A 21,007-nucleotide genomic window follows, 5' to 3' on the forward strand; every position below is an offset into this window, starting at 1 on the left:
TGACATCATTTTTGGTAAATCCTAATTACCACCTTATTAAATACACCTTGAGTTGAATGTTGGTGGTAAATTAATTCCAACAACACAGAGGGGGCAAAGATGACTAAAGGTAATCGTTCGGAGCACGATTTAATTGGAGATGCGAAAGTACCTGGCGATGCTTATTGGGGTATCCATACATTAAGGGCAATCGAAAATTATCCAATTACAGGGGTAAAGATTGGAAGCTATGGGGAATTGGTAAAAGCATTGGCATATGTCAAAGAGGCTGCCGCTAAAGCCAACCTTGAATTAGGGCACTTAGATCCCAAGAAGGCTGAAGCCATTATTGCTGCTTGTCATGAGATTGAATCCGGAAAACTGCACGATCAATTTGTTGTGGATGTTATTCAGGGTGGTGCTGGTACATCTACCAATATGAATGCCAATGAAGTCATTGCTAATCGTGCGCTAGAAATATTAGGGTATCAAAAGGGAGATTACTCTAAGTTGCATCCCATTAATGATGTCAATATGTCTCAGAGCACAAATGACGTATATCCAACCTCTCTGCGCCTTGCTACATGTTTTGCCATTCCTGTCTTGCTGAAGTCTATGACAGGTTTGCGAGAGGCCTTCGCGCAGAAAGCTGAAGAGTTTAAAGATGTCTTGAAAATTGGCAGAACGCAATTACAAGATGCAGTGCCGATGACCTTAGGGCAGGAATTTTCAACCTACGCTGTGATGATCCAGGAGGATGAAGATCGCTTAAGAGAGGCAGTCTCATTGATTGCTGAGATTAATTTAGGTGCCACAGCCATTGGCACAGGTATCAATACTGATGTCAGCTATTCCAAGTGTGCAATTTCCTATTTGCAAAAACTCTCTGGAGTTAACCTTATAGCCTCTCCCAACCTAATTGAAGCTACTCAGGATTGTGGTGCTTTTGTACAACTCTCAGGTGTATTAAAACGGATAGCAGTAAAGCTCTCCAAAATTTGCAACGATTTGCGCTTACTATCAAGCGGTCCTCAGGCTGGTCTCAATGAGATTCGATTGCCTGCGCGCGCTGCAGGATCATCGATCATGCCGGGCAAAGTTAATCCAGTAATTCCAGAGGTGGTTAATCAAATTGCTTTTGAAGTGATTGGTAATGATGTCACGATCACCATGGCAGCGGAGGGTGGCCAACTCCAACTCAATGCATTCGAGCCCATCATTGCGCATAGTTTATTTAAGAGTATTGAGCATTTAACGGCGGGCTGCGACACTCTTAAGACCCATTGCGTTGTAGGTATTGTTGCCAATCGTGAAGTGCTTGCGGAAAGAGTGCGCACCTCGGCAGGACTAGCAACGGCATTAAACCCCTATCTTGGCTATGAGAACGCCACCATGATTGCAAAACGTGCCTTACAGGAAAATTGCTCAGTAGCTGACTTGGTGCTGGAGTTGGGTTTAATGGATAAAGAAACGCTTGATACCATCTTAAGTCCAGCGGTTCTAACGACCCCCGGTATTCAAACTAAAAAGGGTGGTTGAAAATTGTAAAAGAGGCGCAATCTTGGTAAGTCTGCAAAATAAATCCACCTTCGGGTGGTTTTATTTTTCCAATCTTCAGAGAAATTGATGTGAATTTACTAATTCGTTATCATCAAATTTATTTTTAAAGCGGAGAGAAAATGATTTCTTTGGGAAAGAGTTTATTTCTGGTATTTGTCTTTGCCATTTTAGGTAGTGGCTCTTTGCCCGCTCAGGCTGCCCCATTTAAAGCTGAAGTTAAATATGCTCAAGTAGGGGAGGTCAAGCTCGCTTACTACACCCGCGGCAAGGGTGAGCCTATGTTAATGATTATGGGCTACGCAGGTTCTATGTCTTTATGGGATCCTGCTTTGGTTGAAGAGTTGGCTAAAACCAACCTATTGATCATGTTTGACAATCGCGGCATTGGATTCTCTACCGATACAAAAGAAAATCAAACTAGCATTCCTCAAATGGCTGATGATGCGGCTGGTTTGGTGAAGGCGTTGGGCTATAAAAAAGTAAATTTGCTTGCTTGGTCTATGGGTGCCAGAATTGGTCAACAGTTAATGATTAGGCATCCCGATCTGATCAAGAAGGGTGTTCTATGTGCCCCTGATCCAGGCGGTAGTCATAGTGTTCATATGGAACCATCTGTTGCAGCTACATTCAATAATCCAAAACTGACTTTCTTGGAAAATGTTGAATTACTGTTTACTAATGATCCTGCTGGAAAACAAGCTGCTAAAGATTCTTTGGGAAGAATTCACTCTGCTGCCCAAAACGGTAGTGCACTCAACGATTTCGCAGTTTCACAAGAGACCAAGGATCGTCAAATCATCGCGCGGACAAAATTGTGGTCTGCCGATGAATCTAACTACGAGAATCTAAAAAATATTAAGATTCCAGTGCTAGTGGCAGATGGACGGGATGATCTTATTGATAGGCCTGAGAACTCCAAGATTATTGCCAGTCAAATTCCTTTTGCTTGGCTTGCCTTTTATGATGGTGGTCATGCTTTTTTGTATCAACAATACAAAAAGTTTGCCGATACTGTAAAAGTATTTTTGGAAAAGTAAGAATCTTATAATTCACCAAAAAACCACCTTAGGGTGGTTTTTTCTTTAGTTACTTCATAAAAACACTGTTATTTTTAGCCTGTTTATGTTGTTTTGAGTGTTAAAGGGCAAAGCCCTATTGATTTTGGGGTTTTATTTCGATAACTTAGATAGGTTTAGACCTTGGATTCTATGGTTAAAAGCCCTGCAAAACGTCTTGTTTTAGTTCTGACAGCATCGATCTTTATTAGTGAGAGCTTGTTAATGCTCGGCTTGAGTTTTATGCCAGAGCAATCAATGCTGTCCAATATTCTCTTGGACTCTATAGGGCTGGTGATTTTGACCTGCCCGGCAATCTATTTTTTTGTATTTAGGCCTATTACTGATTACGTAAAACAGTTACAAACGGCTCGTAACGAGCTAAGGGTAACTGCATCTGCTTTTGAAACGCATGAAGCAATTATGATCACCAACTCACATCAGAAAATTGTGAGAGTGAATCAAGCATTTGAGCGGATTACTGGTTACAAAGAAAGCGAAGTGTTGGGCAAAGCGCCAGAAATGTTTCATTCAGATCGCCATTCCGTGCAGTTTCATGAAAAGATCGCAAAACAAATCAAAAGTATCGGCTCATGGGATGGTGAGATGTGGTGCGTTCGAAAGAATGGCGAATTGTATGTAAAGCGAGCTGCCATCTCCGTGATCAAGAATAATGCAGGTGATGTCATTAACTACGTTCACTCATTTGTTGATATTACAAAAGAGAAGAACGCGCAAGATGAAATTCTCAAGCTGGCTTTTCAGGATCAACTAACTGGATTGTCTAATCGTAAGTTATTGCAACATGAGCTTACTGAAAGATTGGGAATAACGCACAAGAATCAAGAATTTAATGCTTTGCTTTTATTGGATATTGATTACTTCAAGACTCTCAATGACACGCTTGGTCACGATTACGGAGATAAATTTTTAATCGAGGTGGCCAATCGTCTGCAAACTATCGTTGGACACAAGCAGTTTATATATCGAATTGGTGGCGATGAGTTTGTAGTGCTGTTGGATAATTTAGGCGTTAATCCAGTGCTGGCTCAAGAAAATCTCAATATCTGGGCTGAAAGAATTCGAGAGGCCTTGTCGGATGTATATATTCTTCCACCGTTTGAACATCATGCAGTAGCTAGTATTGGCACCTGTATATTTACTGGCCATTCCCGGCCCGCAAAAGAGTTGCTCAAGTGCGCAGAGATTGCGATGTATGAAGCAAAGGGGCATGGCGGCAATAGAGTAGTGCATTTTGACCAAAATATGAAAGCAGGCTTGGAGAAAAAAGCTAGCTTAATTGCGGATTTACATTCCGCGATCTCTAGTGATCAATTGCAGTTGTTTTATCAAGTTCAAGTGGATGGGAGCCATCGACCTATTGGGGTGGAGGCATTGATGCGCTGGAAGCACCCCACCTTGGGAATGATTCCTCCCAGTCAATTTATTGCCATTGCTGAAGAAAGTGCCTTGATTGTGGAGCTTGGCGATTGGGGTCTGGAAGTTGCGTGCCAGCAGTTAGGGGCATGGAGGTCTAGTGGGACTGAGCGTAAAAATTTAATGCTCGCTTATAACGTTAGTGCAAAACAATTTAAGCAGCCAAACTTTGTTGATCGCCTAGAAACGCTGATTCATCGCTACGATGTTGATCCAGCTTTGCTCAAGTTGGAGCTCACTGAAACATTGGCTTTAGATAATTTAGATTATGTGATTGCTAAGATGCATGAAATTAAGGCAAGACTGGGTGTTAGCCTTTCGCTAGATGATTTTGGCACAGGCTATTCTTCGCTCTCTTATTTAAAGCAAATGCCATTTGATCAAGTGAAGATCGATCAAGGTTTTATACGTGGAATGACTTCTGATTCTGGCGATGCATCCCTAGTGAAGACTATGATTGATATGTCTAAGAACTTGAACCTACAGGTTATCGCCGAGGGTGTAGAGACCAAAGAAGAATTTGAATTGCTAGAGAAGTATGGCTGCGCCAATTATCAAGGCTATTTGTTCGGTCGACCTTTACCAATAGGTGAATTTGAGAAGGTAACCGTTCATTAATTAGTTGAATTTTTGAGTATTGAAGCATTTTGCTTCCCTTGATGTCTTTTGTAATGGTTTATGGGTTTATCCATTTATAGACTTCTAAATACATTAAAAAATTAGATAATATTTTTATATGTATTAAATACCATTATTTATAGACTATTCCTCCTATAGATTACTTGAGGGTGCAGCATTAAAATAGGCGGTTAGGGAAGTAATGAACAAACTTCTTTTTCTGCATCTTATTTAGATTGTCCGCGAATGCATTCCCCATCGAATTCAGTTTTACGCTTTGTTAAATTAAAGCAATTTTTTGACCTGTTTGTAGGTCGCAAAAAGTTAGACTGCACCTCTGAAGCGTTATTGGAAAAAATAATGCTCAATTGGGATGAAAAATTAAATATTTCGGTTGGAGATCTTATTTCATCCAGCAGTGAGTTGGGGTCACCATCATCATTGCAACAACACATCAAGGCACTTTTTGATGCAGGGATTATTAACTATCGAGACGATCTTGATGATCGTCGGATAAAAATCCCCATACCATCTACAGACACACTTAAATATTACGAAGATTTAGCAATTTATGTTGAAAAATGCTTTGAGACCAAAACATTTGATCCCAATGATCCCAAGGTTCTTTTTAATACCCCTGGAATACTAAGTCAGGCCTATCTAAACGCGCACTCTCAGGCTTTATCGGCTTATGCGCAATCCAAAAAACAGCTAGCCACATCCAAAACGGTTAAGGAGGTTACGCAGGGGGTATGCAGTGCGATCGTTGCACAAAACCTTTATATTTGCGCATGTATTGGATTTTCAAAAGTAGATTCTTCAAAGTCTATTGAGATTAGCGCAGTGGACGGAAGTGCTAAAGGATATGGGCAGTCACTTACAGTCAGTTGGGATCCAAATAGCATTTATGGATCGGGTCCAACTGGTATAGCCATTCGTTCTGGAAAATCAGTAGTGATGTCAGATTCCGAGATGGCCGGTAATTTCGGTCCTTGGGTGGACAATGCTAGGCGTTTTGGGATTAGAAGTAGTATTTCGGTGCCATTATTCTTCCAAAAAAAAGCTACTGGCGTACTCATCATTTATGCCAAAGAGCCATACTCGTTCGGGCCTTCCGAAATCTATTTATTTGAAAAGCTTTCTGCTGAGTTAGCGGAATTCATCGGTAGCCATTAAGGAATAATATTTTTCTAGAGTCTTGAGTCCAATTTCTCAAATAAGAGGGAATTAAGTCAATAATCTCGGCTAAAAACTATATTGCCTGCAAATCAGGGTTAGCGCGCCAATTTATCAAAAAATCACGTAATATGGGATAAAGCAAGGCTTAATTTAAGGCAGTCACATAGTAGAAAGCAAATACCATGAGATTTGGCATACAGGAGTCTATCCATGTATAGATCAGACATTCTTCAGAATGAAGAGCGCAGACTTTCTGCTCTCGAAGCTATGGAAATTCTAGATACAGCTCCAGATGAGCAATTAGATTTCCTTACTAAGATCGTCAAAGAGTATTTTCAAGTGCCAATTGCACTAATCAGTATTGTTGATCGAAAACGCCAATGGTTTATGTCAAAGCAGGGCTTAGAAGCCAGTGAAACTCCAAGAGATGTTTCCTTTTGCACTCACGCAATCTTGCATGAAGGAATTTTTGTTGTAAATAACGCTGTTGAGGATTCTCTTTTTAAAAATAATCCGCTGGTGCTCGGTCCGCCACATATTCGTTTTTATGCAGGCATTCCTTTAAATAGTCCCGATGGATATCGCATTGGAACCTTATGCATTATTGATACTAAAGCCAAAAGATTATCTGCAGGCGAAGAGTCGGATTTGATGGGCTTTGCAAAAATTGCTCAAGAACTTATTAGCAAAAGGGGTCCCCAACATCATCTCGAAGCATTGCTGGATCAGGCAATGGAAGGTCTATTTGAGATTAATCTAGAGCATCAATTTATACATATCAATGAGTTTGGTGCGAATTTATTGGGCTACGAGAAAGAAGAGCTCTTGGGAAAAAGATTGGACATCCTATTTCCTGTTAAGCGCTATGACGGTAGCCCCTTTTTGCAGACAAACTTTGTAGATAAGATCTCTACTTCAGGTAACGCCATTAGTCGCGATGAAGAGGCTCTAGTGAAAAAAGATGGTCAAACAATAAACGCTACCTGTAATTTTTTCCCGGTATTTAGATCGGGTAAGGTGGTAAGTGTTTTATTGGCTTTTCGGGACAATTTTGAAAGAGATGCCTTGCGAGCTGAGGTTCAGTGGCAACGCGAAAGTATCGACAAGATACTTGATACCCGCATTGCAGTACTTGGATTGCGTGGCACCCGCAAAAGACCGCGCAATTGATTTCTTGGGCAGGATTGGCTAATGCAATGAGGTGTAAGTGAAATACAACCCAATCAGAAGGCTGAATGTAGTTTTAATCGCCAGTATTTGCGTTGGCGAAGCTTTGATTATGTTTGTACTTCCCTCGTTCGGCGCGACTTCTAACTTTGTCGCCGTCCTCCTGGATGTGCTATTGCTAACGTTAATCACCATCCCACTGGTGAAGTGGTTGGTGATTGCCCCAATGAAAAAATACATACAAGATCTCGAGTCTGCTAATCACACGATCTCAGCACGAGAAGATCAAATGCTGACCGCGCTAAATGCTTTGGCGAAGGCAAAAGACAATGAAACTGGCAGCCACATCATGCGCACCCAAAAATATGTCAATCTTTTGGCAAAGCGACTGCAACAAATGGGCTGCTATCCTGATGCCCTTACCGATCATCAGATTGAAACCTTGGTAAAAGTTGCGCCATTGCATGACCTGGGCAAGGTGGGTATACCCGATCAAGTTCTCAATAAGCAAGGACGTTTTACGGATGAGGAAAGGGGGCTCATGAAAAGTCACCCCATGATTGGAGAAACGATTTTGGCCGCTTCTCAGTCTGCGGATGTTGACAATGAATTAATTTCAACAGCGATGAAGGTAGCTGGGGCACATCATGAAAAATGGGATGGAACTGGTTACCCCAGGCAGCTGCAGGGCGAGCAAATTCCGATAGAGGCGCGGATTATGTCGGTGGCAGATGTTTTTGATGCCTTAGTTAGTGACAGACCTTATAAAAAGGGGTGGTCAATCGATGACGCTTATCAGGAGATCGTTAGCCATAAGGGTTCTGCTTTTGACCCCGTAGTGATTGATGCATTTATTGCGGAACGAAAAGGCTTTGAGAAAATCGCTGGTAAGAATTAACGGAATATCTCTCGTAGTAAATAGCTAACAAGACAATAAATAAAGGGGCTTAAAGCCCCTTTGTTATTTTCAAATTAAATAATAAATAGATTTTAACGAGAGGGTGATCCTGCTATAGCCTGCAAATATCCTTGGATGTATTGGGGCGGCACGAACAGATCACTCTTAACGCCAGTCTTAGATGAGATGGTGATAATAAAACCATTCTTGGCATGATCCTTTATGAATGACTCTGTCAGTTGAACGGAGAGCAGTTCCCTGAAAATACAACCACGATCGCCGCACGCGCCAGCTTCTCTGCCAACTACTTTAAAGCTAGTAGAAGGTTTTCCTTCTAGTGTGGCAGATTCATAAAAACGCCATTGATTAAAGTACGTCAATTGCGCATTCAGTTCGAACGTTCTGCTGCCTTGCGCGGATTGATCTGCTTTGAGGCTAAACATTTCGTAGGTGTTATCGGAGTCCATCGTATTGATGGGAGGTCCATGAAATGTTTTGCCACCACTTGAAGATGGGGTAATGATGGTTGAGTGATAGACATCATTAATCTCCCAACCGCTAATCTTTCGATCGTTTTGATTACAAGCAAGTAGGCCGGCGCTGATGGAAAGCAGTAAAACAATTCGATAGATGGTTCGATGCATAAAAACTCCCTTAGATCACTGAATCATACTATCCCTTTAAGTAGGGACCCAATTCTCAGGGATCGAATTCTTGGTTTTAGGCGTATTTTCCGGTTAAGCCACCGTCTACTACGAGCTCGGTACCAGTAGTATAGGACGCGGCATCGGAAACCAGAAACGCACAGGCGTGGGCTATGTCCCAAGCGTTGCCAGAGTGACCCATGGGCACCTGTCGATCACGAGCTGCCCGAGCTTCATCAAGGCTATTTTCAGAGAACATTTTGGCAACCGTATTAGCAATTCTGGGGGTGTCAATTAAGCCTGGCACTATGGTATTGGCCCGAATGCCTTTATTGGCATATTGCTGAGCAATCATCCGTATAAATTGGGTATTTGCTGCCTTGGTGACGCTATACGCAAGGTGGGGATAGCCTAAATAGCGCATTCCGGCTACTGAAGAGATGGCGATGATATTGCCTGTTTTGCGCTCGACCATTTCTGGTAAAACTTCTTGGGCAGCCAATAACAAACTGCGTACATTAATTTTATGAATGCGATCAAAATCATCCGCACTAGTTTCCATCGGGCCGCCCACTTTGCCAACGCCGACATTGTGATGCAAGACATCAATCGGTCCAAGTAGTTTGCGTGCCTCACTAAAGAGCCTCTTGACCTCTGCCTCTTCTGCCACATCACCAACCAAGGTATGAGCTGTACCGCCTTCCTCCAAAATGATTCGAGTGGTTTCTTCTGCGGATGCCAAGTCTTTATCTACCACGCAAACTTTGGCACCTAAGCGAGCATATGTGACGCAAGATGCTCTACCAATACTCCAACCAGGCCCAGCAGAGCCACCTCCAGAAACAAAAATAACGCGACCAGTCAGATCAGTTGGTAAACCAGGGGGATGGGATTTCGTAGTCATCTATTGACTCAATCCAACAGTCATGCCGCCACATACATAGACTACTTGTCCTGTTGTAAAGCCAGCACGATGATCTAGCAGGGAAGCCACAAGATGTGCCACCTCTTCTGGTTGTCCAATGCGGCCAAGTGGCACGCTATCTAAGATGCGCTGGGTTGCGGGAGCTCCAGGTGGATTTGCGCTTTGGAAAAGTTCAGTTGCAATCGGTCCTGGGCCAATTGCATTGACAGTAATGCCATCTGCGGCCAGTTCTAAGGCAAGCGTACGAGTGAGTCCCAATAATCCTGCCTTTGTTGTTGCGTAGACGATGCGCTCTTCCTTGCCTAAAGCAGCTCTGCTGGAGATGTTGACGATACGACCAAAATGAGCAGCTTTCATTGCTGGAAGAAGGGCTTGGACACAAATAATGGCAGCAGCGATATTGACATTCATCACTGCATGTAAGTCTTCGATGCTCGCATTCTCAATATTGGCTGGACGAACAATGCCAGCATTGTTGACTAAGCGGGTCATAGGGTATGAGGTGGTTACGGCAGTTAATTCTGCTCGCAAAGCATTTTCATCCGATACATCCACCTGATGAAAGCTTTCATGATCAGCGATCACTGTCGGAGCATCTTTATCAAAATTAATGACATGCATACCGTCAGCAATGAGTCGTTCAGTAATTGCGCGACCAATTCCTCTGCTCCCGCCGGTTACTAATACATATTCTCTAGACAATGATTTCCCCTGTAGATTTTTTTCAGCCAATCTTGTTGGCGCCATCAACAAACGGAATGGCATGCTCAACAGTGTCCCAAATGAATCTACCTGAAGGGCTTTGCTGTTCTTCAACAATATGTGCCACTAATCCCGCCGAGCGAGAAATCACTGCAAAACCTCGCATGACTGCGGTAGGAATACCGATTTCACCGAGAAGTGCGGCAACTGCTCCAGTGGCATTAATAGTAATAGGGCGTCCAGCAATCTCATCCACCGCCTTGGATAGAGTTTCTAAAGCGCGAATATGATCGCCTTTCAGTTCTTTTTCTGAGCGACCCATGTCTAATAGCTTATAGGCTCTTGGATCTACTGGCTTATGAAGATGATGGCCAAAACCTGGAACAGCAGCTTTAATGTCTTTATAGTGCTGAGCGATTGTAAGTGCTTCCGCATATGGATCTTTGGAGTCAATAATACGGTCCAGTAGGGCGGAGCAATTTTCCATCGTGCCAATAAATGAGCTGCCAACTGCAAGTAAGCCAGCTGAAACTGCGCCTTGAAGATTTTCTGGCGCGCTCATATAAATGAGGCGAGTAGCAATCGCGCTGGGTGTTAGGCCATGCTCCATTAATACAATCAATACAACATCAGTGATCCGAATATCTACTGCTCGTGGTTCTCGACCTAAAATTTGCATCAACATCACTTCGGTAAATGTTTTTTTGCCCATTAAATCTTCAACTAGATCAGCATCGCGGTAGTGCAAGCTAGTGAGGGTGTGGGTGCACAGGCTGGTGACAGGAGTTTTTTTGGTAGTCATTTTGTTATCGATTCAAAATTTAATCTAGAGAGTATTCTTTAGTTGATTAATAACAGCGCTTTTCAGAAGTTTGCCAACATTAGAACGGGGCAAGCTTTCATAGAAATGAATTTGCTTGGGAGTTTGTACGGGGCCTAAAAGATTGCGCACAAACGCAATCAGCTCTGACTCATCTGCGGTTTTTCCAGGGTGAAGTTGCACAGCAGCCTGAACAGTTTCCCCCCATTTATTATCTGGTAGGCCAAATACAAGGCATTCATGAACGGCAGGGTGCTGACTTAGTGCATTTTCAACATCAACTGGATACACATTAAAGCCACCCGTAATGACGATGTCCTTAAGTCGATCCTTTAGATATAAAAACCCACGCTCATCAATTAAGCCGCGATCCCCTGTGTGCAGCCATCCATCAATTATTGTTTCGGCAGTTTTCTCAGGCAGACGCCAGTAGCCCGTCATGAGTAAATCACCGCGTGCTACGACTTCACCAATTTCTCCATGAGGTAGTAGCTTACCTTCAGGAGACATGATGGCCACATCACTAAACCAAGTTGGCCGCCCAACCGCCGCCCAATTATTGGGATCATCAAAATCTTCTGGACGCATTGCTGTCAAAATTTGTGGCGCTTCAGTTTGACCGTAGGTAGTACCTAAGACTGGACCAAAAAAATCACGTACTTTACGGACCTGCTCTGGGGGCATTGGAGCGCCGCCATAAATTAATCTTTTCAGTTTTGGAAAATCAGCTCTTGACGCATTTGGCAAAGCCATCAACATGTATACCAATGTAGGTGGCATAAAGCAAACAGTGCCGAGTCGGTCGCGGAAGGCATTTCTGACTACTTCGGCACCAGCTCCATCCAAAATGACATGACATCCGCCCTGGGCCAAAATGGGCACGATATAAGTAGAGGTGCCATGCGTGATCGGTGCGGCAACAATATAACGTTCATGTTCATCAAAGCCCCATACCTGAATTTGATTGCTGATGTTAGCCATCCATGCGCGGTATGGTTGCATGACGCCTTTGGGTGCGCCCGTAGTGCCGCCAGTAAATTTAATCGCTTGAATTGCATCCATGGGCAATTCAAATGAAGGTTGTGGCGCATCCTCATACAAGTGAATTATCTCGTCCATACTGCGCGCAGCCGTATCGGATTCACTTCCTGTATAAATCCATGCTCCAGGAGCGCCTTCGAGCAAATTCTGATTTGCTTGATCTAGAATCACAATCGATGGTTCAGTAATATTAATAATTCGCTGAATTTCAGGATGTGTGCTTTTTGGATTCAATGGAATCCACACCTTACCGCATGCCAGAATCGCCAGCAATGCAGTAATGTGATCAGCACTATTACCTGCGCATATAGCAACCCGACTCTGCAGACTGGGATCAAGCGCTGTGAGTCCAGCAGCAAGCGCTTTCACTCGCTTGGCTAAGGTGATGTAATGGATTGGGCCACTTGGTGTATCGATGGCAATACGATCTGGCCAGCGTTGAGCTGCTCTCCAGAAAAAATCAATAGGAAACATGTGGGTGAGCTTTGGTTAAAGTGACTATATAAAGCGAGTGATAAAGAAAGCTACTCAGCCTTAGCCCCAGATTCTTTAACGACTTCGCGCCAACGTTTTACTTCAGCAGCCTCAAACGCAGCCATTTTTTCTGGTGTTCCTGGTTCAGGTGTGGCAGCGAGTTCCTGAAGGCGTTGACGAACTTCAGGAGAATTCAAGGCTTTATTTAAGGCGGCATTGAGTTGTTTGATGATGGGCTTTGGTGTGCCTGCTGGGGCAACTAGCGCGAACCAAGACTGCACGTCAAAACCAGGGTATCCCGATTCTGCAATGGTGGGAACATCAGGAAGATAGGGTGAACGTTGTGCACTGGTAACTGCAATCGGACGAAGCTTGCCGCTCTGGATATGAGGGAGGGCTGATGGAGCATTGTCAAACATCGATTCAACTTGACCGCCGAGTAAGTCGGTTACCGCTGGGGCGCTTCCCTTGTAGGGGATGTGGAGCATTTGAACTTTGGATTGCATCTTAAACATTTCACCTGAGAGGTGAATGGATGAACCGCTACCCGATGACGCAAAAGTGACGCCATCTTTTGAGTCTTTTGCATAACGAACATAGTCGGCAACCGTTTTTACAGGAATATTGGGGTTCACGACCAAAATATTTGGAATTTTGGCAATCATTCCTACCGGCTCAAAATCCTTGATCGGGTCATAGCTGAGCTTTGGGTACAGACTCGCGTTAATAGTATTTGCGATTGAAAACGCATACAGAGTGTAGCCATCAGCAGGGGAGCGCGCTACGATCTCGGCACCCACATTACTATTAGCGCCTGGGCGATTTTCAACCACAATCGATTGGCCCAAGGTATTACTCATATTCACGGAAATAAGGCGAGTCAATACATCGGTAGCGCCACCAGCAGAATAACCAACAATAATCTTAATTGGCTTAGTCGGCCAAGCACCCGTTGTTTGCGCAATGGCTGGAACTGTCGCTGAAGTAATTAGAGCGAAAAAAAGGCATGCCAAACCTTTTCTGGCTGTGAAATGTAAAGACATAGATCTCCTCCAATTTATTGAGCATCTCACGAACTTCTTTTTCGCTCAATTTTTCTATTTATCCACTACTTATAACACCAAACAGCCCATCCAGGTTCTTTGGATTCAAGCCCTAAATCTCAATCCTACGGACTGAATAACCCAAATTCCTAGGTATAAATACCCATTTAACTAAACTTCACAACTTCACAACTTCTGTAGTATAGTTGTGGAACTGGGAGATGAAATGAAGAGACAAATACCAAAAACACATCAAGCCTTGGAGTGGGTAGGGAAGGGCATGACCGCAGCGCAAGCTGCAAGAAAGATGGAAATTTCAGAATCCAGCGTTTATGCAGCTCTCAGAAAGACAAGGGCTAAAGAGATTGGTTGTTGTCCAACCTGTGGTCACAAAATAAGGAACTAAGATGAAAAAGACTCTATTAGCGGCTGTATCAATTTCTGTAGCTGCGTTTGCTTATGCAAATACTCAGTTGTCAGATTCTTCAGAGTTAATTAATCAGCAGTGCAAGTTATCAGCAGAAGCAGTATCTACCTTGAAGGGCTTGCGTTATGGCAACACTTCTATCCGTAAGGACGTTTCTACATTAATTAATGCAAGCTTGAAGACTCCAGAAAATCGCGATCTTGCTCAAAAGACATTGAATTTAATGGTGGACGATAAGATCAGTGATGTAAGTAGCTTAGAGGGTAAGTATTGCTCTTAACTACCTCGCAGCGGAATTAATTTGAGTCAGTACGCTGAGTGTTCGGACTGTGGCAATCCACGGCCATTATTTAAGCAATGTCCGCATTGTGGTTCTGAATCTTTGCCGGTATTGGCTACGGACACAATTGAGTTCAATCTTAAGCAAGATGGTCCATATGTTGAGGAGGCTTTAGAGCGACTCACCGACTATTTGCGTAAGTCTATGGAGTTAGGCATCAAGGCCATCATTTTGGTTCATGGTTATGGCTCTAGTGGAGAGGGTGGTCGAATCAAGAGGGCGATTCATGATGCACTTGAAAATAATCGTTACTCTGACAGAGTTGATGAATACCATTTTGGCGAGGATGTCGCATTTGGCAGCGAGGCCTACCACGCCTTATTGAGAAGGCGCCCAGGATTAAAGCGATATCTGAAACGCTTTAAGGAGGGTAACGCCGGAATTACTGTCTTATTGCTGGGATCTCCGGCTAGAAGTGCTTAGAATAGTCAAATACATTAATTAAAGCTTTATCAATTGGGAGTTAATCTCTATGACCGCTAAGAAATTAGATCACTCAGAAGCGCATGCTGAAAAACCAGCAGGTACAGAACAACTTATTGGAGAGTTTAAAGCTCTAATGGCGGATGCTGAGGCTTTAATCAAGGCTACAGAAGATCACCCTGGGGATGCTATTAGCTCTATTCGTAATAAAGCACTGGAAACCTTGGCAGGCGCAAAAGAAAGTCTATCAAGTGTGGAGGGTAATTTTGTGGATAAGGCTAAAGCTGCAGCAGAGGGTGCTGATGATTTTGTTCACCGCAGCCCTTGGGAGGCGGTAGGTGTTGCAGCAGGTTTGGGCTTGTTAATCGGTCTTTTTATTGGGCGTCGTTAAATCATCATGTCCCAAGAAAATTTACTATCCTCAATCAAAGGCCTAGCTTCAACTGGCGTATCGATTGCGCAAACACGATTAGAGCTTCTATCAGTCGATGTTCAAATTGCGAGAGCAAAGTTTATAAGTCTCTTAGTGATGATTGTTAGCGCCTTATTCTTTTTATTTTTTGGTTTAGTCATGCTAGCTCTCCTCATAGTGATCTATAGCTGGGAGGCTGATCGAATACTGGCATTAGGGCTATTGACCGCAGCATTTTTATCTGTCGGTTTGATTTTTGCCTTTCTGATAACCCAATCTTTACGCAATATGCCTAAATTATTCGAAGCATCAATTGCAGAATTGAGCAAAGATCGCGAGGCGCTTTCTAAATGAGTCTTCAGTTAAAGGCTTTGGAATCCCGTCGACATGAACTTCAGGTTCAGTCGCGCAAGGAGAGGCAGGAATTTGCAGAACACTTTGAAGCTTGGGAAAAACCGCTGTCTTGGGCTGATAAAGGATTGGATGCAGTTCATTTCTTAAAGAATAATCCAATGCTTTGGAGCACTGCATTTGCTGCGCTAGCGCATTACAAACCGAAGTTCGCCAGTAAAGTTTTAGCGGTAGGTTGGGGGGCTATGAAGATCCTAAAGACTGCTAAGAAGTTAGTTTAAAAATCTGAGCTTAGCTTTTTAATACTGATTCGTGCTTAATATTATTTTGCTTGAGCAACCGATTGCCGTTTAAGAAGGCAATTTCTAATAGGGTGATGGCACCACTGACTGCAAACCCTGCATTACGTAACAATCTATCTGCAGCAATTAAGGTTCCACCAGTTGCTAAAACATCATCCAAGAGCAAAACTTTAGCGTCCTTTGGTAGCGTAGATTCTTGAATTTCTAGAGCATCGGTACCGTACTCCAGTCCATAGGACTCACGGTGACTGGCCAATGGAAGCTTGTTAGGTTTTCTGGCGAGAGCCAATCCTTTGTGGGCATGATGGGCTAAGGCAGACCCAAAGATAAAACCGCGTGACTCGATACCTACGATATGGGTGTAATCAAATTGCTGGGCCAATTGATCAAGCTGAAGAATTGCCTCCTTAAAAGCCGCTGGATTAGCCAACAAAGGGGAGATATCTCGAAAGAGAATTCCTGGTTTTGGAAAATCGGGAACTCCAGGTAGATAATCTAGTAAATTCATTGTTGACCAATATGAAAACAGAACTACTCATTATTACCGCATTAGAGTCTGAGCTCAAGCGTGAAGCTTTGCCTCATGGAGTTGAAATTGTCTATTCAGGTATAGGCAAAATTAATGCCGCCGTTACCTCTCTGAAGGCAATTGCCCAATATGCACCAAAACTCATTTTGAACTTTGGTACTGCTGGAAAAATCAATCCCCATTTAAATGGTTTGCTAGAGATTGGTAAGGTTATTCAGCGAGATATGGATGCAGAGCCATTAGCGCCACGTGGTAGTACGCCGTTTTGCGATCGTCCAAGTGAATATTTATCGACTGGTCAATACCTCTGCGGCTCTGGAGATAGTTTTGTGACAGCGCAAGATCCATGGTTGCAGAACCAAGGGGTCGATGTGGTGGATATGGAATTATTTGCTATCGCAGCAGTGGCTCATGACCATCAAATTCCATGGCACTCTTATAAATACATTACGGATGACGCAAATGAGAGCTCAGGGGATGATTGGCAATCCAAGGTCCATCATGGACAAGAGCTATTTTTACAAAAGATCGCTGAAATCCTTCGTAACTAACTTATTGTTCCGCTTTGTACCAAACCTGTGTTCTGCCAAGTAATGGAACGCCAATATAGCCGCGGACATCCATTTTTTTACCATCTTCAGTCACAATTTTGACTCGATAAACTTCACCTTCTTCTGGGTCGAGTATTTTTCCATCTGACCAAGCCCCTGGTTTATCGCGCTTGAGTTCAGTCATGATTTTCATGCCAATGATGGGCTTATCTTTGCGATCATCTTTGCAAAGATTGCAATACACCAGTGGCTTTTCATTAGGCTTCTGAAATGTTTTGATAATGGTGCCCTCAAGCACGCCATTCACTTGTTCGATTTTGATAAGAGAAGCGGGCTCATTGGTTTTGTCATCAATGGTTTTCCATACGCCAACTGCGGGGTCTTGTGATTGAGAAAGAACGCTGCCAGCAAAAAAGACTAGAGCGGTGGAAAGAGGAATCAGTAATTTATTCATCATAGGGTCTCAGGCTAATATTAGCAGCGCTCAAAAATTCCGGCAGCGCCCATGCCAGTGCCAACACACATGGTGACCATAGCATGCTTCAAATTTCGTCTCTGGAGTGCATGTATAGCAGTTGTAGCACGAATGGCACCAGTCGCACCCAAGGGGTGTCCGAGAGCAATAGCGCTGCCCAACGGATTGACTTTGCTTGGATCTAGATTTAAATCACGCATGACAGCTAAAGATTGTGCTGCAAATGCTTCATTCAATTCAATCCAATCCATGCCCTGTAAATTCAGGCCTGCTAATTTCAGAGCAGCGGGGATTGCCTCTTTTGGACCTATGCCCATAATTTCAGGGGGAACACCTTTCACTGCAAAACTCACAAAACGTGCCAAGGGGGTGAGGCCAAATGTCTTAATTGCTTTTTCGCTTGCCAAAATGAGAGCGCCCACACCATCTGAGGTTTGAGAGCTATTGCCTGCAGTAACGGTACCTTTTGCCGCAAAAGGAGACTTGAGTTTTGCCAAACTTTCTAATGAGGTATCCATGCGCGGTCCCTCATCTTTAGTAAATTCACTCCATTGAAGGTCTACTTGACCTTGGTCTAGGTTCATTGTTCGCTGAGCAATCTTCACGGGAAAGATTTCTGCATTAAATTCGCCTGCTGCTTGAGCGGCCATCGCTCTTTGGTGAGATTGAAGAGCAAAGGCATCTTGGTCTTCGCGACTAATTTTCCATTGTTGAGCTACTTTTTCGGCAGTCAAGCCCATGCCATAGGCTATGCCAATATTTTCATCACCCATAAAAATTTCAGGGGACATTGACGGTGTGTTGCCCCCCATGGGGACCATGCTCATGGATTCCACGCCACCGGCAATCATGACATCAGCTTCGCCAACCCGAATGCGATCGGCAGCCATCGCGATAGCATTAAGACCAGAGGAGCAAAAGCGGTTCACTGTAATACCGCCTACTGTATTTGGAAGGCCGCCCAAGAGTAAACCTATGCGAGCCACATTTAAGCCTTGCTGCGCTTCAGGCATCGCGCAACCAATGATCGCATCTTCGATAGCTTTTGGGTCAAGGGTGGGTACTTGTGTCAACACCTGTTGCAAAGCATTGCCGAGTAAATCGTCTGGTCGCGTATTTTTTAACGCGCCTCTACCAGATTTTCCAACAGCACTGCGTGTTGCGGCAACAATGTATGCGTCTTGAATATTTTTCATCTTGGTATCTCGGTTAATTAATTGCGGACAGGCTTGCCGTTTTGCAGAATGCCCATAATTCGTTCCATGGTCTTAGGATGACCAATCAACTCAACAAATGCTTGTCGTTCGAGTTTGAGCAACCATTCTTCTGTTACCAGAGTGCCAGCATCTACATTGCCGCCGGTGATGATCTCAATGATTTTCTTCGCAATAAATGCATCATGTTCGGATATGAAGCCACCATCTCGCATATTGACTACTTGACCCATCACTGTAGCTGCTACTGAACGTCCGCCTACTGGAATAAGCGCTGAAATTGGGGGCTTATATCCTGCATATTGCATTGCCTTCACTTGATTCTGTGCAATAGCAAGTAGTTCATATACATTGGGGACAATAATGTCTCCTTTTTGTAGGTAAGCCATTCTCATAGCATCTTGAGCAGAGGAAGATACTTTTGCCATAGCAGCATTCTCAAAAGAGGCTTTTGTGAAATCCAAATAATTGGTATTTCCAGCAAGCGCTACTCCTTGTGCCGCACGAATAGCCGCTTCCTTAAGGCCACCTCCTGCTGGTAATAATCCAACTCCCACTTCTACAAGACCTATATAGCTTTCAATGGCAGTCACTCTGCGAGCCGATTGCATGACTAGCTCACATCCACCGCCTAGGGCAATCCCTGAAACTGCTGTGACTACAGGTACTTGAGCGTATTTCACGCGCATCATGGTGTCTTGGAATAATTTTACGAATGGTTCAACGCCAGCGGGGCCGCCTTTCATGACCATTGGTAAGGCTGCTTCTAAATTAGCACCAGCTGAAAACGGTCCTCCAGGGGTGCCTAGTTTTAAAGAGCTGGGCTGCCAAATCACTAGACCTGCATAGTTTGCTTCAGCGATTTCAACTGCCTTTTGAATACCATTTAATACATCGGGACTAATGGTATTCATTTTGGATCTAAATGAAGCTATCAAGACAGTGGGCTCACGATCTTCTACCCAAGCGCGTAAGTCTGGATTCTCATAGATAGTAGTGCCTGCAGTTTTAGGGTCGGGTGAGCCGTCACCTAATAATGGCGCTCTAAATACTTGCTTTTGATAGACGGGCAAATCAGAGCGAGGTATGTATTTATTTTCAGATGCAGACCATGACCCCTCAGGTGTATGAAAAGCTTGTTTTTCAGCAACTGGGCCACTAAATAGCCATGCCGGTAGAGGCTCCTTACTTAAGGCCTTGCCTGCATCGATATCTTCTTTGATCCAATTAGCTACTTGCGTTACACCGGCTGCTTGCCAATCTTCAAAGGGACCTTTGTCCCAACCGTAACCCCAACGCATTGCAAAGTCGATTTCACGTGCAGACTGAGCAATGTCGCCCAATTGAATCGCACAGTAGTGAAAGATATCGCGATAGATTGCCCATAAAAATTGCGCTTGTGGTTCGTCGGTCTCTCGGAGTAATCCCAGTCTTTCCGCAATGGGTTTTTTTAGAATACGTTCAACGAGAGGTTCAATGGTCGCGGTTGATGCTTTGTATTCACCTGTAGTGGCATCTAGGACCATGACATTCTTGCCATCCTTGCGATAAAAACCCGCTTTCGTTTTTTGGCCAAGCGCACCTTTGGATATGAGCTGAGCGACAACTTCCGGAACCTTAAATAGGGCAGAGAAGGGATCGGCCTGCAAGGAGTTTTCCATGGTTTTTATGACATGAGCCATGGTATCTAGACCTACAACATCACTTGTTCTAAAAGTAGCGGATTTAGCTCGACCTAATTTACTGCCAGTAATTGCATCGACTGCATCGAACCCTAGACAAAATTTTTGTGCTTCAGCAAAAACCGCTAGGATAGAAAATACACCTACACGATTGCCAATGAAATTCGGTGTATCTTTAGCGCGCACCACACCCTTACCCATGGTGGAGGTCATAAAGGTTTCTAAAGTGTCTAATACAGCAGGTTCAGTATCAACCGCGGGAATCAGTTCCAGCAAGTGCATGTATCGAGGTGGGTTAAAGAAATGCACGCCACAAAAGCGTTTTTTTAGATCACCTGAAAAACCTTTGGCAAGTTCACCAATGGGAAGTCCGGAGGTATTGGTGGCAAATAGAGCATGCGCCGGTATATGTGGAGCTACTTTTTCATAAAGAGCATGCTTCCAATCTAAGCGCTCAGCAATCGCTTCAATAATCAGATCACAGCCTGCCAGCAGACCTAGATCATCCTCATAGTTTGCCGCTTGAATCAAATTAGCATCGTTTGCTAAACCCAGAGGAGCAGGTTTGAGTTTTTTAAGATTCTCGATTGCCTTTAGGGCGATTGCATTCTTATTGACTGGTTTTCCATCATCGGACTTGCTGGGTAAGTCAAATAAAACGACAGGTAACCCCACATTAATGCATTGGGCAGCAATTTGAGCGCCCATCACACCAGCACCTAAGATGGCAACTTTTTTAATGATCTTGTTTTCACTCAT

23 protein-coding genes are annotated in these 21,007 nt (G+C 43.8%); 13 read left to right on the forward strand and 10 right to left on the reverse strand.

From position 1 onward, the window contains the following. The first annotated feature begins 99 nt into the window (after nucleotides 1–99). From aspA to FD973_RS04920, 6 genes are all read left to right on the forward strand, one after another. On the forward strand, nucleotides 100–1,518 hold the full coding sequence (aspA, locus tag FD973_RS04895; RefSeq protein WP_215324501.1) for an aspartate ammonia-lyase: 1,419 nt from the start codon (nucleotides 100–102) through the stop codon (nucleotides 1,516–1,518). Between the two features lie 140 nt (nucleotides 1,519–1,658). Then, nucleotides 1,659–2,576, forward strand: coding sequence for an alpha/beta fold hydrolase (locus FD973_RS04900; RefSeq protein ID WP_215324502.1), 918 nt, complete (start codon nucleotides 1,659–1,661; stop codon nucleotides 2,574–2,576). A gap of 171 nt (nucleotides 2,577–2,747) precedes the next feature. Beyond that, complete coding sequence (locus FD973_RS04905) at nucleotides 2,748–4,649, forward strand: bifunctional diguanylate cyclase/phosphodiesterase (RefSeq protein ID WP_215324503.1); 1,902 nt, start codon at nucleotides 2,748–2,750, stop codon at nucleotides 4,647–4,649. Between the two features lie 246 nt (nucleotides 4,650–4,895). Continuing rightward, a complete protein-coding gene (locus tag FD973_RS04910; protein ID WP_215324504.1) occupies nucleotides 4,896–5,825 on the forward strand; it encodes a GAF domain-containing protein in 930 nt (309 codons plus the stop codon). 213 nt (nucleotides 5,826–6,038) lie between these two features. Continuing rightward, entirely contained in the window at nucleotides 6,039–6,998 is a 960-nt protein-coding gene (locus tag FD973_RS04915; RefSeq protein ID WP_215324505.1) for a GAF domain-containing protein, read from the forward strand. A 37-nt stretch (nucleotides 6,999–7,035) separates the two neighbouring features. After that, nucleotides 7,036–7,893 carry an HD-GYP domain-containing protein gene (locus tag FD973_RS04920; protein WP_215324506.1) on the forward strand — a complete coding sequence of 286 codons (858 nt, stop codon included), beginning with the start codon at nucleotides 7,036–7,038 and terminating at the stop codon, nucleotides 7,891–7,893. A gap of 92 nt (nucleotides 7,894–7,985) precedes the next feature. Here FD973_RS04920 and FD973_RS04925 read toward each other — a convergent pair whose 3' ends face one another. The 6 genes from FD973_RS04925 to FD973_RS04950 all read right to left on the reverse strand — a co-directional run bounded on the left by FD973_RS04925 (nucleotide 7,986) and on the right by FD973_RS04950 (nucleotide 13,542). Next, nucleotides 7,986–8,537, reverse strand: a complete 552-nt coding sequence (locus FD973_RS04925; RefSeq protein WP_215324507.1) for a hypothetical protein — start codon at nucleotides 8,535–8,537, stop codon at nucleotides 7,986–7,988. Between the two features lie 76 nt (nucleotides 8,538–8,613). After that, complete coding sequence (locus FD973_RS04930) at nucleotides 8,614–9,441, reverse strand: SDR family NAD(P)-dependent oxidoreductase (protein ID WP_215324508.1); 828 nt, start codon at nucleotides 9,439–9,441, stop codon at nucleotides 8,614–8,616. Then, entirely contained in the window at nucleotides 9,442–10,164 is a 723-nt protein-coding gene (locus FD973_RS04935; RefSeq protein WP_251368871.1) for an SDR family oxidoreductase, read from the reverse strand. A 22-nt stretch (nucleotides 10,165–10,186) separates the two neighbouring features. Continuing rightward, entirely contained in the window at nucleotides 10,187–10,966 is a 780-nt protein-coding gene (locus FD973_RS04940) for a citryl-CoA lyase (RefSeq protein ID WP_215324509.1), read from the reverse strand. Nucleotides 10,967–10,990: 24 nt separating this feature from the next. Further along, nucleotides 10,991–12,499 (reverse strand): class I adenylate-forming enzyme family protein, encoded by a 1,509-nt coding sequence (locus FD973_RS04945; RefSeq protein ID WP_215324510.1) that lies wholly within the window; start codon nucleotides 12,497–12,499, stop codon nucleotides 10,991–10,993. 50 nt (nucleotides 12,500–12,549) lie between these two features. Further along, nucleotides 12,550–13,542 carry a tripartite tricarboxylate transporter substrate binding protein gene (locus FD973_RS04950; RefSeq protein ID WP_215324511.1) on the reverse strand — a complete coding sequence of 331 codons (993 nt, stop codon included), beginning with the start codon at nucleotides 13,540–13,542 and terminating at the stop codon, nucleotides 12,550–12,552. A 226-nt stretch (nucleotides 13,543–13,768) separates the two neighbouring features. Here FD973_RS04950 and FD973_RS04955 point away from each other — a divergent pair, with 226 nt between their 5' ends. From FD973_RS04955 to FD973_RS04980, 6 genes are read left to right on the forward strand one after another with little or no spacing between them, the layout of a single operon-like run. After that, nucleotides 13,769–13,948 carry a hypothetical protein gene (locus tag FD973_RS04955; RefSeq protein ID WP_215324512.1) on the forward strand — a complete coding sequence of 60 codons (180 nt, stop codon included), beginning with the start codon at nucleotides 13,769–13,771 and terminating at the stop codon, nucleotides 13,946–13,948. 1 nt (nucleotide 13,949) lies between these two features. Then, entirely contained in the window at nucleotides 13,950–14,249 is a 300-nt protein-coding gene (locus tag FD973_RS04960; protein WP_215324513.1) for a hypothetical protein, read from the forward strand. A gap of 21 nt (nucleotides 14,250–14,270) precedes the next feature. Further along, the gene (locus FD973_RS04965) at nucleotides 14,271–14,732 is read left to right on the forward strand and encodes a Smr/MutS family protein (RefSeq protein ID WP_215324514.1); all 462 of its coding nucleotides are present in this window, start codon (nucleotides 14,271–14,273) and stop codon (nucleotides 14,730–14,732) included. 49 nt (nucleotides 14,733–14,781) lie between these two features. Further along, on the forward strand, nucleotides 14,782–15,123 hold the full coding sequence (locus FD973_RS04970; RefSeq protein WP_215324515.1) for a YqjD family protein: 342 nt from the start codon (nucleotides 14,782–14,784) through the stop codon (nucleotides 15,121–15,123). Nucleotides 15,124–15,129: 6 nt separating this feature from the next. Next, nucleotides 15,130–15,498 carry a phage holin family protein gene (locus FD973_RS04975; protein WP_215324516.1) on the forward strand — a complete coding sequence of 123 codons (369 nt, stop codon included), beginning with the start codon at nucleotides 15,130–15,132 and terminating at the stop codon, nucleotides 15,496–15,498. Continuing rightward, a complete protein-coding gene (locus FD973_RS04980; RefSeq protein WP_215324517.1) occupies nucleotides 15,495–15,776 on the forward strand; it encodes a YqjK-like family protein in 282 nt (93 codons plus the stop codon). Before FD973_RS04975 ends, FD973_RS04980 begins: the two co-directional genes overlap by 4 nt. Nucleotides 15,777–15,786: 10 nt before the next feature. Here FD973_RS04980 and FD973_RS04985 read toward each other — a convergent pair whose 3' ends face one another. Continuing rightward, entirely contained in the window at nucleotides 15,787–16,305 is a 519-nt protein-coding gene (locus FD973_RS04985; RefSeq protein WP_215324518.1) for an adenine phosphoribosyltransferase, read from the reverse strand. An 11-nt stretch (nucleotides 16,306–16,316) separates the two neighbouring features. Between FD973_RS04985 and FD973_RS04990 the strand changes: the two genes are divergently transcribed. Then, complete coding sequence (locus tag FD973_RS04990; RefSeq protein WP_215324519.1) at nucleotides 16,317–16,877, forward strand: 5'-methylthioadenosine nucleosidase; 561 nt, start codon at nucleotides 16,317–16,319, stop codon at nucleotides 16,875–16,877. A gap of 1 nt (nucleotide 16,878) precedes the next feature. On the opposite strand, the gene FD973_RS04995 is transcribed toward FD973_RS04990, so the two are convergent. The 3 genes from FD973_RS04995 to FD973_RS05005 are packed head-to-tail and all read right to left on the reverse strand — an operon-like array spanning nucleotide 16,879 to nucleotide 21,007. Next, nucleotides 16,879–17,334 (reverse strand): DUF2147 domain-containing protein, encoded by a 456-nt coding sequence (locus FD973_RS04995; RefSeq protein WP_251368844.1) that lies wholly within the window; start codon nucleotides 17,332–17,334, stop codon nucleotides 16,879–16,881. Nucleotides 17,335–17,351: 17 nt separating this feature from the next. Continuing rightward, nucleotides 17,352–18,548, reverse strand: coding sequence for an acetyl-CoA C-acyltransferase (locus tag FD973_RS05000; RefSeq protein WP_215324520.1), 1,197 nt, complete (start codon nucleotides 18,546–18,548; stop codon nucleotides 17,352–17,354). Nucleotides 18,549–18,565: 17 nt separating this feature from the next. Continuing rightward, entirely contained in the window at nucleotides 18,566–21,007 is a 2,442-nt protein-coding gene (locus FD973_RS05005; protein WP_215324521.1) for a 3-hydroxyacyl-CoA dehydrogenase/enoyl-CoA hydratase family protein, read from the reverse strand.

The organism is Polynucleobacter sp. MWH-Braz-FAM2G (genome assembly GCF_018687635.1).
Classification (GTDB): Bacteria; Pseudomonadota; Gammaproteobacteria; order Burkholderiales; family Burkholderiaceae; genus Polynucleobacter.

Bases quoted from the DNA above. Each gene is read 5' to 3' on its own strand.
- aspA (WP_215324501.1), top strand. From the start codon at position 100: ATGACTAAAGGTAATCGTTCGGAGCACGATTTAATTGGAGATGCGAAA.
- FD973_RS04900 (WP_215324502.1), top strand. From the start codon at position 1,659: ATGATTTCTTTGGGAAAGAGTTTATTTCTGGTATTTGTCTTTGCCATT.
- FD973_RS04905 (WP_215324503.1), top strand. From the start codon at position 2,748: ATGGTTAAAAGCCCTGCAAAACGTCTTGTTTTAGTTCTGACAGCATCG.
- FD973_RS04910 (WP_215324504.1), top strand. From the start codon at position 4,896: ATGCATTCCCCATCGAATTCAGTTTTACGCTTTGTTAAATTAAAGCAA.
- FD973_RS04915 (WP_215324505.1), top strand. From the start codon at position 6,039: ATGTATAGATCAGACATTCTTCAGAATGAAGAGCGCAGACTTTCTGCT.
- FD973_RS04925 (WP_215324507.1), bottom strand. From the start codon at position 8,537: ATGCATCGAACCATCTATCGAATTGTTTTACTGCTTTCCATCAGCGCC.
- FD973_RS04930 (WP_215324508.1), bottom strand. From the start codon at position 9,441: ATGACTACGAAATCCCATCCCCCTGGTTTACCAACTGATCTGACTGGT.
- FD973_RS04940 (WP_215324509.1), bottom strand. From the start codon at position 10,966: ATGACTACCAAAAAAACTCCTGTCACCAGCCTGTGCACCCACACCCTC.
- FD973_RS04945 (WP_215324510.1), bottom strand. From the start codon at position 12,499: ATGTTTCCTATTGATTTTTTCTGGAGAGCAGCTCAACGCTGGCCAGAT.
- FD973_RS04950 (WP_215324511.1), bottom strand. From the start codon at position 13,542: ATGTCTTTACATTTCACAGCCAGAAAAGGTTTGGCATGCCTTTTTTTC.
- FD973_RS04955 (WP_215324512.1), top strand. From the start codon at position 13,769: ATGAAGAGACAAATACCAAAAACACATCAAGCCTTGGAGTGGGTAGGG.
- FD973_RS04960 (WP_215324513.1), top strand. From the start codon at position 13,950: ATGAAAAAGACTCTATTAGCGGCTGTATCAATTTCTGTAGCTGCGTTT.
- FD973_RS04970 (WP_215324515.1), top strand. From the start codon at position 14,782: ATGACCGCTAAGAAATTAGATCACTCAGAAGCGCATGCTGAAAAACCA.
- FD973_RS04975 (WP_215324516.1), top strand. From the start codon at position 15,130: ATGTCCCAAGAAAATTTACTATCCTCAATCAAAGGCCTAGCTTCAACT.
- FD973_RS04980 (WP_215324517.1), top strand. From the start codon at position 15,495: ATGAGTCTTCAGTTAAAGGCTTTGGAATCCCGTCGACATGAACTTCAG.
- FD973_RS04985 (WP_215324518.1), bottom strand. From the start codon at position 16,305: ATGAATTTACTAGATTATCTACCTGGAGTTCCCGATTTTCCAAAACCA.
- FD973_RS04990 (WP_215324519.1), top strand. From the start codon at position 16,317: ATGAAAACAGAACTACTCATTATTACCGCATTAGAGTCTGAGCTCAAG.
- FD973_RS04995 (WP_251368844.1), bottom strand. From the start codon at position 17,334: ATGATGAATAAATTACTGATTCCTCTTTCCACCGCTCTAGTCTTTTTT.
- FD973_RS05000 (WP_215324520.1), bottom strand. From the start codon at position 18,548: ATGAAAAATATTCAAGACGCATACATTGTTGCCGCAACACGCAGTGCT.
- FD973_RS05005 (WP_215324521.1), bottom strand. From the start codon at position 21,007: ATGAGTGAAAACAAGATCATTAAAAAAGTTGCCATCTTAGGTGCTGGT.